11 protein-coding genes are annotated in these 15,341 nt (G+C 47.5%); 3 read left to right on the top strand and 8 right to left on the bottom strand.

What is annotated here, in order from left to right; genetic code table 11:
• Positions 1 to 146: 146 nt before the first annotated feature.
• The 6 genes from BC349_RS00345 to BC349_RS00320 all read right to left on the bottom strand — a co-directional run bounded on the left by BC349_RS00345 (position 147) and on the right by BC349_RS00320 (position 8,117).
• The gene (locus BC349_RS00345; protein WP_187254761.1) at positions 147 to 1,331 is read right to left on the bottom strand and encodes an acetyl-CoA C-acyltransferase; all 1,185 of its coding nucleotides are present in this window, start codon (positions 1,329 to 1,331) and stop codon (positions 147 to 149) included.
• Positions 1,332 to 1,399: 68 nt separating this feature from the next.
• Positions 1,400 to 2,428: an AI-2E family transporter gene (locus BC349_RS00340; RefSeq protein ID WP_187254760.1), complete on the bottom strand. Its 1,029-nt coding sequence runs from the start codon at positions 2,426 to 2,428 to the stop codon at positions 1,400 to 1,402.
• Between the two features lie 21 nt (positions 2,429 to 2,449).
• Positions 2,450 to 5,053 (bottom strand): calcium-translocating P-type ATPase, PMCA-type, encoded by a 2,604-nt coding sequence (locus BC349_RS00335; protein WP_187254759.1) that lies wholly within the window; start codon positions 5,051 to 5,053, stop codon positions 2,450 to 2,452.
• Between the two features lie 85 nt (positions 5,054 to 5,138).
• Positions 5,139 to 5,384 carry a hypothetical protein gene (locus BC349_RS00330; protein WP_187254758.1) on the bottom strand — a complete coding sequence of 82 codons (246 nt, stop codon included), beginning with the start codon at positions 5,382 to 5,384 and terminating at the stop codon, positions 5,139 to 5,141.
• A gap of 140 nt (positions 5,385 to 5,524) precedes the next feature.
• A complete protein-coding gene (locus tag BC349_RS00325; protein WP_187254757.1) occupies positions 5,525 to 7,663 on the bottom strand; it encodes an elongation factor G in 2,139 nt (712 codons plus the stop codon).
• A 76-nt stretch (positions 7,664 to 7,739) separates the two neighbouring features.
• The gene (locus BC349_RS00320; protein ID WP_187254756.1) at positions 7,740 to 8,117 is read right to left on the bottom strand and encodes a hypothetical protein; all 378 of its coding nucleotides are present in this window, start codon (positions 8,115 to 8,117) and stop codon (positions 7,740 to 7,742) included.
• A gap of 116 nt (positions 8,118 to 8,233) precedes the next feature.
• Between BC349_RS00320 and BC349_RS00315 the strand changes: the two genes are divergently transcribed.
• The 3 genes from BC349_RS00315 to BC349_RS00305 are packed head-to-tail and all read left to right on the top strand — an operon-like array spanning position 8,234 to position 11,284.
• Positions 8,234 to 9,475: an ABC transporter permease gene (locus BC349_RS00315; protein ID WP_187254755.1), complete on the top strand. Its 1,242-nt coding sequence runs from the start codon at positions 8,234 to 8,236 to the stop codon at positions 9,473 to 9,475.
• Between the two features lie 32 nt (positions 9,476 to 9,507).
• Entirely contained in the window at positions 9,508 to 10,512 is a 1,005-nt protein-coding gene (tsaD, locus tag BC349_RS00310; protein WP_222840041.1) for a tRNA (adenosine(37)-N6)-threonylcarbamoyltransferase complex transferase subunit TsaD, read from the top strand.
• Positions 10,513 to 10,537: 25 nt separating this feature from the next.
• Complete coding sequence (locus BC349_RS00305) at positions 10,538 to 11,284, top strand: methyltransferase (protein WP_187254754.1); 747 nt, start codon at positions 10,538 to 10,540, stop codon at positions 11,282 to 11,284.
• A gap of 31 nt (positions 11,285 to 11,315) precedes the next feature.
• Here BC349_RS00305 and BC349_RS00300 read toward each other — a convergent pair whose 3' ends face one another.
• Together BC349_RS00300 and smc are read right to left on the bottom strand one after the other, a co-directional pair.
• Positions 11,316 to 11,645 carry a DMT family protein gene (locus tag BC349_RS00300; RefSeq protein ID WP_187254753.1) on the bottom strand — a complete coding sequence of 110 codons (330 nt, stop codon included), beginning with the start codon at positions 11,643 to 11,645 and terminating at the stop codon, positions 11,316 to 11,318.
• Between the two features lie 88 nt (positions 11,646 to 11,733).
• Positions 11,734 to 15,252, bottom strand: coding sequence for a chromosome segregation protein SMC (gene smc, locus BC349_RS00295; protein ID WP_187254752.1), 3,519 nt, complete (start codon positions 15,250 to 15,252; stop codon positions 11,734 to 11,736).
• Positions 15,253 to 15,341: the final 89 nt, after the last annotated feature.

Raw genomic sequence — 15,341 nt, 5'->3', positions numbered from 1 at the left:
AAAACCGGGGAAATTACTGCAAAAATTTAACCATTCATTGCAGCGCATGCGCCAACAGCCTATGGGCTGCAGGTCATTTCACCTAAACTCACTGCCAGATCCGTTTATTGCCCGACCGGAGGGCAAATTTCTATGTACTAACCTGGTCAGTTCACATTTTCGATAACCATGGCCGAAGCTCCACCACCACCATTGCAAATACCTGCTGCACCATAACGGGCATTGTTTGCTTTCAACACATTGATCAGTGTAACGATGATTCTGGCGCCACTGCAACCCAGCGGATGGCCGATGGATACGGCCCCGCCATGTACGTTAACCCTGGCCGGGTCGAGTTTCATCCGGCGGCTGTTTTCAATTCCTACCACCGCAAAAGCCTCATTGAGTTCCCAATAGCTAATGTCCTCCATGGTCAGTCCGGCTTTCTCTACAGCCTTCGGAACGGCCAGGGAAGGTGTGGTAGTGAACCATTCAGGGGCCTGCTCTGCATCGGCAAAGGCAAGGATTTTTGCAATGGGTTTCAGTCCGAGTTCTTCTGCTTTTTCCTTACTCATCAGCACCAGGGCTGCTGCACCGTCGTTCATGGTGGATGCATTGGCCGCCGTAACAGTACCATCTTTCTGAAAAGCAGGCCTTAATTCAGGTATCTTATCAAATTTTACATTCCAGGGCTCTTCATCCCTGGCAAACAGAACCGGTTCGCCTTTTTTCTGTGGAATGGGAACAGGAACAATCTCATTGTTGAACTTCCCCTCGTTCCAGGCAGTCTGGCTGCGCTGATAGCTGTCAATAGCAAAATTATCCTGGTCTTCGCGGCTTACTCCACATTCGCGTGCGCAGAGCTCGGCAGCATTGCCCATGGCCATTCCGTCATAGACATCGGTAAGGCCATCTTTAGCCAAACCGTCGATCAGGCTGGCGTTCCCGTATTTATTGCCCCAGCGCATACTTTCCACATAAAACGGAACATTGCTCATACTTTCCATTCCGCCCGCCACCACGATATCGGCATCACCCAGGAGAATACTCTGGGCAGCCAGGGATAGAGCTTTCATTCCGCTGGCGCAAACTTTATTGATGGTAGTACAATTAACATTGTCGGGAAGTCCGGCAAATTTGGCCGCCTGGCGGGCGGGCGCCTGTCCCAGGTTTGCCTGGATAACCGAACCCATCAATACATCGTTTACTTTTTCCGGGCTGATACCGGCTTTTTCAAGGGCTCCTTTAATAGCGATAGCACCCAGCCTGGTAGCGGTAAAATCTTTTAAGCTGCCACCAAAACTTCCAATCGGGGTGCGGACAGCAGAAATAATATAGACTTCTTTTTTCATATACAAACGTTCAAATGGTTTATGTACAAATGTAAGGAAACGGGCAGCGAAACTAACGACTGGTAGTTTTAAGTTTTATCCTCTCCCAATAAAGTTACCAATGCCTCACCGTCTTCCATCTTCTCGGCTATTAGTTTCAGGATGGCTGCGAAGGGAACAAAGAGGATCATACCTGCTGCTCCCCAGAGTATTCCGCCCAGGATGATGGCAACAATGGTTATCAGGGTGTTCAGGTTAAGTCTTCTTGATACGGCCCATGGGAATATGATATTGGCCTCTAGGTATTGAACAAATGCGAAGATGGCGATCACCCCCAAAGGATACAAGGCTGAATTATGGGTGAGCCAGGAAAGGGTGATCGGGAAAAGGGATGCCACCATAATACCCACATATGGAATAAAGGTAAGTATGGCCGCGATACATCCGAACAGGACGGCATGTGGCACACCCAGCAAGAGTAAACCAATGCTGTTCAGGATTCCGACAATCAGGTAAACGACCAACATTCCCTTGATAAATTCATAATAGGAATGAATGGCCATCTGGATGATTTCGGTTATCCTGGAACGGTACTTTACCGGCAGGAATAGGATGACGGCCTGAACCAGGCGGCGACGGTAGTAAAGGATCAGGAAACTGTAGATCGGGATCAGGAAAAGCAGTACCAGTGATACTACCGATGCACTGATGGTCTGCTGAATGAGCCCGAAAAGATGGGAAGATGAATTTTTCCCGAATTGCTCAATCCACTCCTGTTGCACGGCAGCACTGATATTCCATTCTGTTTCCAGGTAGGCCTGCAGTTGCTGGAAGGACATGGTAAGTTTTTCCCTTAAAAGAGGCCATTCTGTTCCGAAACTCATTAACTGCTGCACCAGCAGGATAATAATGGCAACCAGCAAAACCGTTACCAGGACCAGGTTTAAAATGATAGCGGTGGATTTTCCAATACCTTTTTTTTCCATCCATTTACAAATAGGATACAGCACAAAACTGATCAGCAGTGAAAAGCTGATGGGAATGAACAAGGACCTGCCGGTATAAAGAATGATCCCTGCCAGCACAATAGCCAATAAAATCTGAAGGTACCTGGGCATCTGAAAGATTGTTTTGTGAAACTAATTAAACTGCTTTGTATTTAGGCGCTTTACCAGTTTTTCAATTTCAACCGCTATGAAAACAATTGACGAAAGGGCTGTTGCGATGAGCAGGTCATTTAAAGATAGCGGGGCTGTTTTGAATATAGGATTCAGGGCCGGAATATAAATAATCGACAGTTGAAGGACAAAAGTGATCAGCACCGAGAAAAACAATCTTGCGTTTGAAAATGGGCTTTGTGAAAAAAAGGAAGTGCTTTCTGAACGAATCGCAAATACATGCCCCATCTGGCTGAAGCAAAGGACGGTAAATACGATTGTCTGCCAGTTTTCATTTCCTGACTGGATTTCGAAAGCCTGGGTAATGATGGTAACAGCGCCCATCAGAAGGCCCACCCAAAGCGCATGAAATCCCAGGCCCTTGGCAAATATGCTTTCATTCGGATGTCGCGGTGGCCTTTTCATGATCCCTCTTTCTGCCGGCTCATAGGCCAGTGCCAGTCCGGGTAACCCATCGGTAACGAGGTTGATCCAGAGGATATGAATAGGCAATAACGGTACCGGTAAACCGAAAAAAGGAGCCAGGAAAATACACCAGATCTCACCGGAATTGCCTGTAAGCACGTACTTGATGAATTTCCGGATATTATCATAAATGCGCCGGCCGCTATTAACCGATTTGACGATGGTGGCAAAATTGTCGTCAAGCAGGATCATGTGCCCTGCCTCCTTGGCCACATCGGTACCCGTAATTCCCATGGCCACACCGATATCGGCTCTTTTTAGTGAGGGTGCGTCATTTACCCCATCGCCGGTCATGGCCACAAATTCGCCCTTTTCCTGCAAGGCCTGCACGATTTCCACTTTCTGAACCGGACTAACCCTTGCGTATACCCGAATATTACCCACAATATCCCTGAACTCATCTTTGGACATTTCGGCCAGTTGCGGGCCAGTGACAATCCTGTCCTTATTGGATTCAATAATGCCAAGCCGCTTAGCGATATTCTGTGCGGTCAGCGGATGATCACCGGTTATCATTACAGGTTTGATACCGGCGGCCTTGCATTCATGAACCGCTGCCATTGCTTCTTCCCGCGGCGGATCCATCATTCCAACTGCCCCCAGTATGGTAAGGTCTGATTCCATGTTGTCGGCCTGGATCGTCGCCGGAAGTTCATCCAGTTCTTTCATAGCAAAACCAAGAACCCTAAGCCCGTTCCGGGCCATTTTCTCGGATGCTTCTTTCATTTCAGCCTTGTCTTCATCTGTCAGGCTGTTTGATTTTGTAACCAGCACATCCAGCGCTCCCTTGGTAAAGGAGTAATAGCGCCCGTTCAAACGGTGTATGGTGGTCATGCTTTTCCGGTCACCGTCAAAAGGGATTTCTTCAATTCGGGGCATTTCCTTTTCCAGATCGGTTTTGTTGATCCCATTCAGCATTGCCAGATCATAAAGGGCTATTTCTGTTGGATCACCCAAGGTTTGCCGGTTGTTGTCAACGATCACATCGTTGTTAAGGGTAATGGCATACAGGAGCCATTTTTCTGTATCATTCAACCCGTCGATTGACATTTCCCCGGGGGCGAGAATCCTTCCTTCCACATACACTTCCTCCACCGTCATCTTATTTTTGGTAAGGGTACCGGTTTTATCAGAACAGATATAGGTAACTGACCCCAGTGTTTCCACCGCCGGTAATTTCCTGATCAGGGCATTTTGTTTTACCATTCTTTTGGCACCAATGGCGAGGGCGATGGTAACCACAGCCGGAAGTGCTTCGGGAATGGCAGCAACTGCCAGGGAAATAGCGGTGAGCAGGATGGGCAGAGGTTCTTCCCCCCTGATGACACCCACAATGAATACAATGGCACAGATGGCTAATACAACCCAGGCAAGCTTTTTCCCGAATATGGCAAGTCTTTTCTGGAGTGGCGTTTTGCTGTCCTCTCCCTGCAGCAGGCCGGCGATCTTGCCCAGTTCTGTTTTCATGCCGGTGGCTACCACGATGGCTGTGGATCTTCCTGAAACCACATGTGTGCTTTTAAACGCCATATTGGTCCGGTCGCCAAGCGGGATATCTGCCCCCGGGATGGCCGCAGGTTGTTTTTCAACAGCTTCTGATTCTCCGGTAAGCGCAGCTTCGGTGATTTTTAGCTGACTGGTTTCGATCAGTCTCAGGTCGGCCGGTACGATATTACCTGCTTCCAGTTTTACAATATCACCAGGAACAAGTTCTGCAGCCGGAATATGTGTGGCGTTTCCGTCGCGGATAACAATAGCCGAAGTCGCAGCCATTTTTTTCAGGGCTTCCATTGCTTTTTCAGCCCTGTATTCCTGTACAAAACCAACAATGGCATTCAATATTACAATCAGGAGAATGGCGATGGAATCTATCAGGTCACCAAAAATGCCGGCCAGGACGGCGCTCAGCATCAGGATGATGATCATGAAATCTTTGAACTGCGAAAGGAATAAAGCAAGGGGCGACTTTTTCTTTTTTTCTGCTATGACATTGTACCCGATTTCCTCCAGTTTTCTGGTCACTTCTGCGGCGGAAAGGCCTTCTGCCCTGGTATTAAGTTGTTCAAGTACTTGCTGTGCGTCTGTTTGGTGCCATGTCATGTGTTAAAGATAGAAAAAGCTAAACATGTAAAGATGTCTGACATTTTAGAAGTGTCAGACATCTTTACATGTTTAGCTTTTTCTATCAGTTGTTCAGTGGGGAGAAATAATACCCTACTTCGCAGAGTATGAATTCATTCGGAACAACGTTGAATAAGGTTTGATGCATGTGCTTCTGGTAGCGCAAACTGGTTTCGGGCAGGTGTTCTACCAGTTTCCAGTTCCTGATCTTAAGCACAGCCATTTTACTGGTGTCGGTCAGGTGTTCCTCGATCAGCTGGAACTTTTCTGCAATGTGAGCCTGGTCGTTGAAATACAACTGTTCATTCATAGGCATCGAAATTTTCATTTGGGTATAAATCGGATTAAAAACGGATTAATACAAAAACGGCCTTTGAAAGCATTAATTGTGTCCGTTCGTCGAAAACCTGTCCGGCTTTACCCCATGAAAGAACAGTTGTATTTTTCCTGTTATGCTTCTGCCAGTATTTCAGTTTTATTGTACTCTTCCATTAGTTTTTTCTGCAATTCATATGGAACCGGCGCATAACTGTCGAATTCCAGGCTGAATTTGGCCCTTCCCTGTGTAATGGAGCGCAGTGAGGAGGAATATTCGAACATTTCCGCAATGGGAACTTTGGCAACGATCCTGGTGAAATGACCTTCAGATTCCATTCCTTCCACAATTGCCCTGCGTGTTTGAAGGTCGCCCATTACTGACCCGGTCAGTTCATCGGGACACATGACTTCGATTTTGTATATGGGCTCCAGCAACTGGGGGTCGGCCTCCCTGAATGCCTGGCGGAATGCCTGCAGGCCTGCCAGTTTAAAGGAAATGTCATTGGAGTCCACCGGGTGCATTTTCCCATCATACACACTAACCCTGATATCCCTCACATAACTGCCGGTCAGCGGGCCTTCCTGCATTTTTTCCATAACCCCTTTGAGGATAGATGGCATGAAACGGGTATCAATGGCCCCGCCCACAATACAGTTATAATATACCAGTTTACCACCCCAGGGCAGTTCCTGCGTATCACGACCGCGAACGTTTAATCCCGCTGGTTCAGCCATGCCCTCACTCCAGGGTTCAATTCTCAGGTGCACTTCACCAAACTGACCGGCACCACCGGATTGTTTTTTGTGACGGTACTGGGCATCAGCTCCTTTGCGGATGGTTTCCCGGTAAGCAATGCGTGGCCTTACAAAACGAACTTCCATTTTAGCCAGGTGTTCCAGTTTCCATTTGATAACGGCCAGGTGCATGTCGCCCTGACAATGGATGATGGTTTGTTTCAGTTCGGAAGAAATTTCAACCCGCACTGTCGGGTCTTCCTCTACCAACTGGTGCAGGGCAGGGGAAAGTTTTTCCTCCTCCCCTTTGTTGACCGGTTCAATAGCCATGCTCATATTGGGGGAAGGGAACTCAATGGGGTTAAGTTCAATATTCCTGCCTTTATCATGCAGGGTATTGTTCACATGTGTGTTCTTCAGTTTGAGGGTAGCACCGATATCACCGGCACTTAACTCATTCACACTGGTACGCCTGTTGCCTTCCAGCACAAACAACTGGGTGATTTTTTCTGTCACGTTGGTATTTTCATTGATCAGTTCCGTCCCCGACTTGATGACACCGGAATATACCTTAAAGAAGGACAGTTCGCCAATATGCGGTTCGGTTACGGTTTTGTAGATGAACAGGCAGGCAGGACCATCTGATTTACAGGGCAGCAACTCTCCCCTGCGGGTTTTTTGAGGTGGCATTTCATTGGCACTGGGGCAAACATTGTCAATAAATCCCATTAACCGGCCACTACCCATATTCCTTTCGGCAGAAAGACAGAACAAAGGGAAAAGATCGTGGTTGATCATCGCTTTTTTCATGCCCTCTTTCATCTCATCTTCATCTAGTTCTCCTTTGTCAAAATAATGCTCCATCAGGGTCTCATCGTTGCTGGCAACAGCCTCTACCAGTTCCTTGTGCAATTGTTCTGCTTTTTCCCTTTCAATTTCAGGTATTGGTAGTTTCTCCGGTTTGCCGCCGCCATCTGTGAATTTATACAGCGTCATCCTGAGTACATCAATGATTTCATGAAACCCTTCACCCTGCTGCAGCGGGTATTGAACCACCACCACCTTGCTGCCAAAATGCTCTTTGGCCTGCTGAACTGTCTTTTCAAAATCGGCTTTTTCGTGGTCCAGCTGGTTCACGGCAAATATCATCGGCGTTTTAAACTGTTCGGTATATTGCCAGATGATATCCGTGCCCACTTCCACGCCCATGGAGGCATTGAGTAGCATTACACCGGTGTCGGCTACACGAAGTGCGGAAATGACCTCGCCAACAAAATCGTCGTAGCCCGGAGTGTCTATAATGTTGATCTTATAACCGCGCCAGCGGCTGTGCATGAGTTTGGAGAATATGGAGTTGCCGCGTTCCTGTTCCAGTTCGTGGTAATCGCCCACGGTATTTTTGGCGGCAATGGTTCCCCTGCGGGAGATGGCACCTGATTCAAAAAGCATGCTTTCCGCTAAGGAGGTCTTACCTGAGCCTGCATGGCCCAGTAAGACTATGTTTTTTACATGACTGGTATCAAATTCGGCTGACATAAAAAAGAATTTAAAAAGTAAAATGCAGAATGCAGAAGGTGTATGGTTGAAGGGGGATCTACCTTCCTGATTCCGGTTACTGAAGTTTTTTTACAAACGAACTAAACTCCTGCTTTACATTATTCAGGGTTCCCTGCAATTGTTCGTATTGGGTGTGGAGGTCTTCGTGGGCCGATAGCGTGGCGTCCGTTACCTGTCCGTTCCTTTCCTTCTCCCATGCGGCAATCTGTTCATGCTCTTTGATGGCATGCTTGAGATCATGAATGTTAATGAGCTGGATGTAGAACTGGTTTTCAAGGTGTTCCAGGTCCTGAAGTGCATTTTTATCCTGGAGATTCGTGGCGAGTTGCTGGAGTTTTTCTTTGAGGGAAGTAAAGTTACTTCTTTGGTCGCGGAGGGTGTTTCTCCAGGTTGAACACTCTCCGGCAATTTGGCTGATGTCTGTAGTAACCATTGGAATTATATTTAAATGATGAATAATTTCCTCTGATTCGACGGGGGGCGGATTCCCTTTCTAATTTAAGATTGTTTTTCTGTAATATTTGATTTACTAAACAGTATTTTTGAACCATGCGAAAAACCCTAGAAATATTAGGAACCGGTCTTAAAATGGCCCTCGGGGAATTCAGGTCTAACAAATTACGGACATTTTTGTCTCTTTTTGGCATAACCATCGGAATATTTTGCATTATTGGTGTAATGGCCACCGTTACAAGCCTGGAGAAGAACGTTCAGAAAGACATCAAAGCCCTTGGCAGCAATACAATTTTCATTGACAAATGGGATTATACCGGCCAGGTGCCTTACTGGAAACTCATGAACCGTCCGATTCCTAAAATCGGGGAAATGAACCGGCTGAAACAGATAGTCCCGGAAGCGGCCAATATTGCTTTCGCCCTGCAGCGGATGGACAGGATCGAGTTCCAGGATGAAAAACTTGACAATGTCAGGATGTATGGAATTACTGAGGATTTTTCCAAGATACAGACCATTGAAGTGATAGATGGCCGGTACCTGCAGCAAACCGATTTTGACCATGCCGGCAATCATGCGGTGATCGGCTATAAAGTTGCGGAAGAACTGTTCGGAAAACCAGAACGTGCAGTGGGAAAGATGGTAAGGGTTTATGACAGGAATGTTAGCATTATCGGACTGATCAAAAAGCAGGGAAGCAGCATTATTGGCGGTTGGGAATTTGACAATTGTATCCTGCTACCCTATGGATATATGCGCACACTCGTAAGGGAAGAAAGCTCTCAGCCCGTGATCATGTTACAGGGTAAGGAAAACATTTCCATGGCAGCACTGATTGATGAAACCACAGGGGCCATGCGTTCAATCAGGAAACTGAAACCAACCCAGCCGGACAATTTCTCCCTGAATGATATTGATGCATTCGGGGAATTTGCCGCGGGTATCTTTGCCGGTATCAACATGGGCGGGTTCTTCATTGCCCTGTTGTCACTGGTGGTGGGAATGTTCGGGGTGGCCAATATCATGTTCGTAACCGTGAGGGAAAGAACCAGCCAGATCGGATTGAAAAAAGCAATCGGAGCACGAAAAAGGACCATCATGATGGAGTTCCTGATGGAATCTGCTTTCCTTTGTATCATGGGTGGACTGATCGGATTGATACTGGTATTCATCCTTACCCAGGTGATATCCGGCAGTTTGGGATTCCCCATTTCAATTTCTCCCAGGATCATGTTCATTGCGGTTTCCATCTGTATTGTAGTTGGGGTGCTGGCTGGAATCATCCCGGCCTCCATTGCAGCTAAAATGGATCCGGTAGTGGCAATCAGGAGCAAGTAGTGAATGCAATAACAAACCACAAATTTTCGATTTTGTCTATAACAGTTCTGGCCATAGAATCATCCTGCGATGAAACTGCCGCTTCGGTTTGCCGTGACGGTAAGATATTGTCCAATATCATCGCCTCCCAGAAAGTGCATGAACAATACGGTGGTGTGGTGCCTGAACTGGCAAGTCGCGCGCATATGCAGCACATCGTTCCGGTGGTGGACCAGGCAATGAAAACGGCGGGTGTTCCCCTGGATGAGCTGGATGCCATTGCGTTCACGCAGGCACCCGGACTGATCGGGGCCCTGCTGGTAGGCGCACAGTTCGCCCGTTCACTGGCCCTTGCCCTTAATAAACCCCTTATTCCGGTGCACCATATGCAGGCGCATGTGCTGGCAAATCTCATCGAAGAACCATCACCTTCCTTTCCATACCTATGTCTCACCGTTAGTGGAGGTCATACACAGATTGTTCATTGCGAATCGCCTGCCATCATGAAAGTGATTGGCGAAACCATTGATGATGCGGCTGGCGAGGCTTTTGATAAAACGGCCAAGATTCTCGGACTCCACTATCCCGGCGGTCCACTGATTGATCAATATGCAAAGGAAGGCAACCCGAAAGCATTTAAGTTTCCGGAACCGCAGATACCCGGACTTGATTTCAGTTTCTCCGGGCTAAAGACAGCTATCCTTTATTTTTTACAGGAACATACCCGGGAGAACCCCGATTTTGTAAAAGACAGACTGTCGGATATTTGTGCCTCAGTTCAGCAAAGGATCATAACCATTTTGCTCAATAAGCTTAAGAAAGCGGCAATAGAAACAGGCATAACCGAAATTTGCCTTGCCGGTGGTGTTTCGGCCAACAGCGGCCTGCGAAAAGGACTTACGGAAGCAGGAAAGAAATATGGCTGGAAAACCTACTACCCTTCCCTGGAATATTGTACTGATAATGCAGCCATGATTGCCATAACCGCCTATTATAAATTTATTGAAGGCGATTTTGCCGGCCTGGATATCACTCCCACTGCCAGGGCGAACTGGTAAACTGTTTCAGCTATAATTTTGCACGGTGGCGAATACTTATTTTCAATTCAAGGAGTTTACCATACACCAGGAAAGAACAGCCATGAAGGTTTGTACAGATGCCTGTTTGTTCGGAGCCTGGACTGCAGAACAAATGGCAGACAGGTTCCCTGATGCAAAAGGTAATGAAGGACTACCCCCGGGCCATTCTGTGCTGGACATTGGTGCTGGAACAGGTTTGCTAAGCCTCATGCTGGCCCGGCAATTGTATGCAGTCATCGATGCGGTTGAACTGGAAGAAAACGCATTCTCCCAGGCACAGGAAAATGTGGGAGCGAGTAAATGGAATCAGCGCATATCCGTACATCATGCCGATATCCTCGATTTTAAATCATTTCGCAGGTATGAACTGGTGATATCGAATCCGCCTTTTTTTGAAAACTCCCTGAAATCAGTCTACTCACACCGGAATCTCGCAAAACATGAAGCAGCCCTTGATCTGCAGGTTTTGTTCCGGCTCGCAGAGGCTTTTACCACAGCGGACGGGTGTTTTGCCTTGCTGCTTCCTGCAGAAAGGGTTGATGACGCCATACAAAATGCCCATTCAGCGGCTATGCATCTCCGGAATAAAGCCATGGTCAGGCAAACGGAAAAACACGGTTATTTCAGGACCATGCTTATTTTTTCAAAAGAAAAGGGAATAGCGAAAGAAGAAGAGATCAGCATCCGCAGGGAAGGCAATTACACGGAACGGTTTTCAGCATTGCTGCAGCCCTATTACCTCTTCCTGTAATTCATTTATCGGTTGTTGTTCACCGTCATATTTATTTTTTAAACATAAAATATACGGCTCCCAGCAGCAAGCCAAAACTCACCAGGTAGTTCCACCGGAAAGGTTCTTTCAGGTATAAGACAGCAAATACTGCAAACACCACAAGGGTAATCACTTCCTGAGTCATTTTCAGCTGAAAGCCCGAAAAACCACTGGCATAGCCCATCCGGTTAGCGGGTACCATCAGGCAATATTCAAAAAATGCAATACCCCAGGCTAGCAGGATGGCTTTCCAGATGGGAATGCCCTTGTGCTTCAGGTGGCCATACCAGGCAATGGTCATGAATACATTGGAGATGAGTAGTAGAAGTATGGTGCGCATGGCAGGGATATTAAAAACAAGAAGCACCACCTTTCGGCAGTGCTTCTATAATGGTGGACGGTTACTATATTAAAAGTAAGTAAAATTATCAATTCAGGTTGCGGAAATCTACCGGTACCAGTTTGCTTACTCCGGGTTCCTGCATGGTTACACCGTAAATGGCATCCACGGCGCTCATGGTCATTTTGTTGTGGGTAACGATAATGAACTGGCTCTCTTCACTGAAACGCCTGATCATATTGGTGAATTTACCAACATTGGCATCATCCAGCGGCGCATCAACCTCATCGAGGATACAAAATGGCGCCGGTTTGATCAGGTATATTGCAAAAAGCAGTGCCGTTGCAGTAAGGGTTTTTTCTCCCCCGCTCAATTGGGTGATGGAGGAAGGTCGCTTACCCTTTGGTTTGGCGATGATATCAATTCCGGTTTCTGCCAGGTTCTCGGGGTTCTCCAGGATCAGGTCACACTGGTCTTCTTCAGTGAACAGGGCCTTGAATACCCTTATAAAATTTTCTTTTACCTGGTTGAAGGTATCCAGGAACTTCTGGTTGGCTGTGCTCTCCACTTCAGCAATAGTCTGCAGCAGACTGTCCTTGGCGGTAACCAGGTCGTTCTTTTGTTCGAGGATGAACTCATAGCGTTTCTTCATCTCCGTGAATGCTTCGATGGCGGTGGGGTTCACCTCACCAAGGTTTTCCAGCCGCTTTTTCATCCGGTCTGCTTTTTCCTGCAATTCTTCCACCGGCGTTTCGGAGGAACGGGGCTGGTCGATGATATCATCGAGGTTTATCCTGAATTCCACCTGCAGTCTTTCCTTCATACCGGCCAGTTGCAGTTTCAGTTCATTCAGGCGGTCCTTGATGCCCCCCAGGTATTGTTCCAGTTGTTCCCTTTCTTTAACCTTCGCGCGAAGTTCGCTTTCCTTTTCATTCAGCTTGTTGCGCATATTATAATAAGCCTGGTCGGCTTCATTCAGGACTTTCTCGTCTTCTTCCTTTTTACGCAGCAGGTCCAACAGTCCACTCTCGGCCTGGGTCAGCAATTCCGCACTTTCTGTAATGCTTTCCAGTGTTTGTTTCAACTGGCTCTGGTTGCTTTCGATCTGTACGTTCAGGTCTCGCAATTGGTTGTTCTTGAAAACCAGTTCCTGTTTAAGAGAATTAATGCGGCTCTGCTGGCGGGTCAGTGATAAATTGAACTCATTGTACACTGCATTGGCGCTGCTATATTCCTGTTCTGCAGCACGATAGGATGCTTCCACTTCCACCAGTTTGCTGCCGGTCACTTCAATGAGCTGTAACAGTTCGGCCAGATCATTGCGGGTGCCGGAAATGGATTGCTGAGTGGCCTCGAGCTGCTGCTGCATGTCTTCCAGCCTGTTGCGGCTGGTTGATTGCTGCGCATGCAGGTTTTCGATCTTGTTCTGCAGGGCAAATGCCTGGTTGGTGAGGTTATTGATATCCTGCTGGCTTTGCCTGATGGCCTGCTCTTTCAATTGCTCATTGAAACCGATAACCTCGTTGTGTTTGTGTTGAATATCGGCCTTCAAACCATTCACCCTGGTTTCCTGTATATGGATCTCCTCGATCAGTTTTTCCAGGTTCTTGGCGCGACCAATCTTCTTTCCTTCAAACAAACCTACGCTACCACCTGTAAGAGAATATTTTCCTTTTACATACTTACCGGACTTTTCCAGCACCACTGCACCATTGCTGTTTTCCAGCGCAGACTCGTCTTCGGCTATGAAAACATTACCCAGCAGGTATTCGGCCAGCCGGCGGAATTGCCCGTCCACCTCTATCACCGACATAGCCGGGATGGTTCCTGCCGGCTGGTGGCCGATGCCAGAGACCTCGCTGAATTTATCCAGCAGGAAAAAGTTGGCCTTCCCTTTTTTATTGTTATCCAGCAGGTGAACGGCCTGTAAGCCTTCCTGCAGGTTGTTTACCACGTAGTAGTTGAGGTATGGTTCCAGCACATTTTCTACAGCAGCGCGGAACTCCTCTTTTACATATATTATATCGGAAAGTATCGGGGCAGTATGGTTCCAGTTGGGATTATTGTGCAGGAATTTCACACTTTCCGGATAGCCTTCCATGGAATCGATAAGGCTTTTCAGCAGATCGTGCTCATTCTTTTTGGCATCCAGCTTGCGGCTTTCTTCCGCCAGGTGCTGGCGTAATACTTCCAGTTCGCCCTGGGTCTGCAGGATCTGTTCCTTGGTGCGTTCATGGTGTTCCTGTAATTGCTGCAGGTCTTTCTGGCGGCTTTCCAGTTCCAGTTCCTTTTCGGTGCGCTCTTCTTCCAGTTGCTTCAGCTGGCTGCCACGCGCTTCCCGCTCCTCTTCTATCTGGTGTATGGTACGCTGCAGGTTTTGGATGGAAGTATCCGCAACCGCCACTTTTTTCTCCGCTTCGAACTGGTTACGCTGGATCTGGAGGTTTTCACTCCTGATGGCGTCTACCGATGCCCTTTGCTGATCAAATATGCTGCGCTTTTCTTCAACTGCCAGTTTGTATTCATCCAGTTGGTTTTCGAAGGTTTCGAGTTTGCCTTCTTCTTCGCTAACCTGCTGGCTGGTAAAGGCGATGCTTTCCTCCAGTCCCATTAATTGGCCTTCACTTTTTTGCAGGAACTCCTGCAGGCTGGTTTCCTTTTCCTGGAGGAAATTCAGTCGCTGGGAAGCCAGGTTCTTGTCATTTTCCTTAGAGCGGAGTACCTGCAGCAAGTCATTGAACTCATGCTGCATGCTCTGGAGCATCCTTTCTTTTTCAATAAAGCCAACTTTTTCCTGTTCTATGGAGGCTTCTTCCTGGGCAATGATCGCCTCAAGGCGTACCTTCTTATCTGTTTCGCTGCTGGTTTGCTCGTTCAGGTCGCGATAGGTAATATTAAATCCTTCCAGTGCTGCCTTTGCCAGCTCTATGGACAATTCTCGGTAATCCTTCTTTATTTCGTAGTATTTCTCCGCTTTCTTAGCCTGGTTTTCAAGCGTCTTAAGCTGGTTGTTGATCTCAAACAGGAGATCTTCAATGCGTGCCAGATCCTGTTCTGTGGCATCCAGTTTCTGGCGGGCTTCCTTTTTCCTGGTTTTATAAATGGAGATACCGGCGGCCTGTTCAAGCATACGGCGACGGCTGTTGTCCTTGTCCTTGATCAGGTCGTCCACCATGCCCAGCTCGATAATACTGTAACTGTCGGTGCTGACACCGGTATCCATGAACAGGTTCTGGATGTCTTTCAGGCGGCAGCTTACATCGTTCAGGCGGTATTCACTTTCACCACTTTTATAGAATTTGCGGGTGATGGTCACCGTATTGAATTCGGTCGGAAGCAGGTTCCTGGTGTTTTCAAAAGTCAGGCTAACTTCCGCCAGTCCTGAAGCCGAGCGGGTTCTGGACCCGTTGAAAACGAGACTATCGAGGTTCTCGGATCGCAACTGGCTGATCTTCTGTTCACCTATCACCCAGCGGATGCTGTCAATGATATTGCTCTTTCCGCAGCCGTTAGGGCCCACAATACCGGTGATATTCTGGTCGAAATGAACCACCGTTTTGTCAGCAAAACTTTTGAAACCTTTTATTTCTAAACTCTTTAAACGCACAATAATCCGATTTTAGAGGGAAGCAAATATATAGGTTTGATTGCAACCTTGGTGTGGGGGTGCGCTACCAGCCTCGCTTTATTTACCAC

Source organism: Flavihumibacter stibioxidans, from assembly GCF_014332695.1.
GTDB lineage: Bacteria > Bacteroidota > Bacteroidia > Chitinophagales > Chitinophagaceae > Flavihumibacter > Flavihumibacter stibioxidans.
The sequence above is the reverse complement of the archived record's forward strand: the minus strand, read 5'-3'. Positions and strand labels throughout refer to the sequence as shown.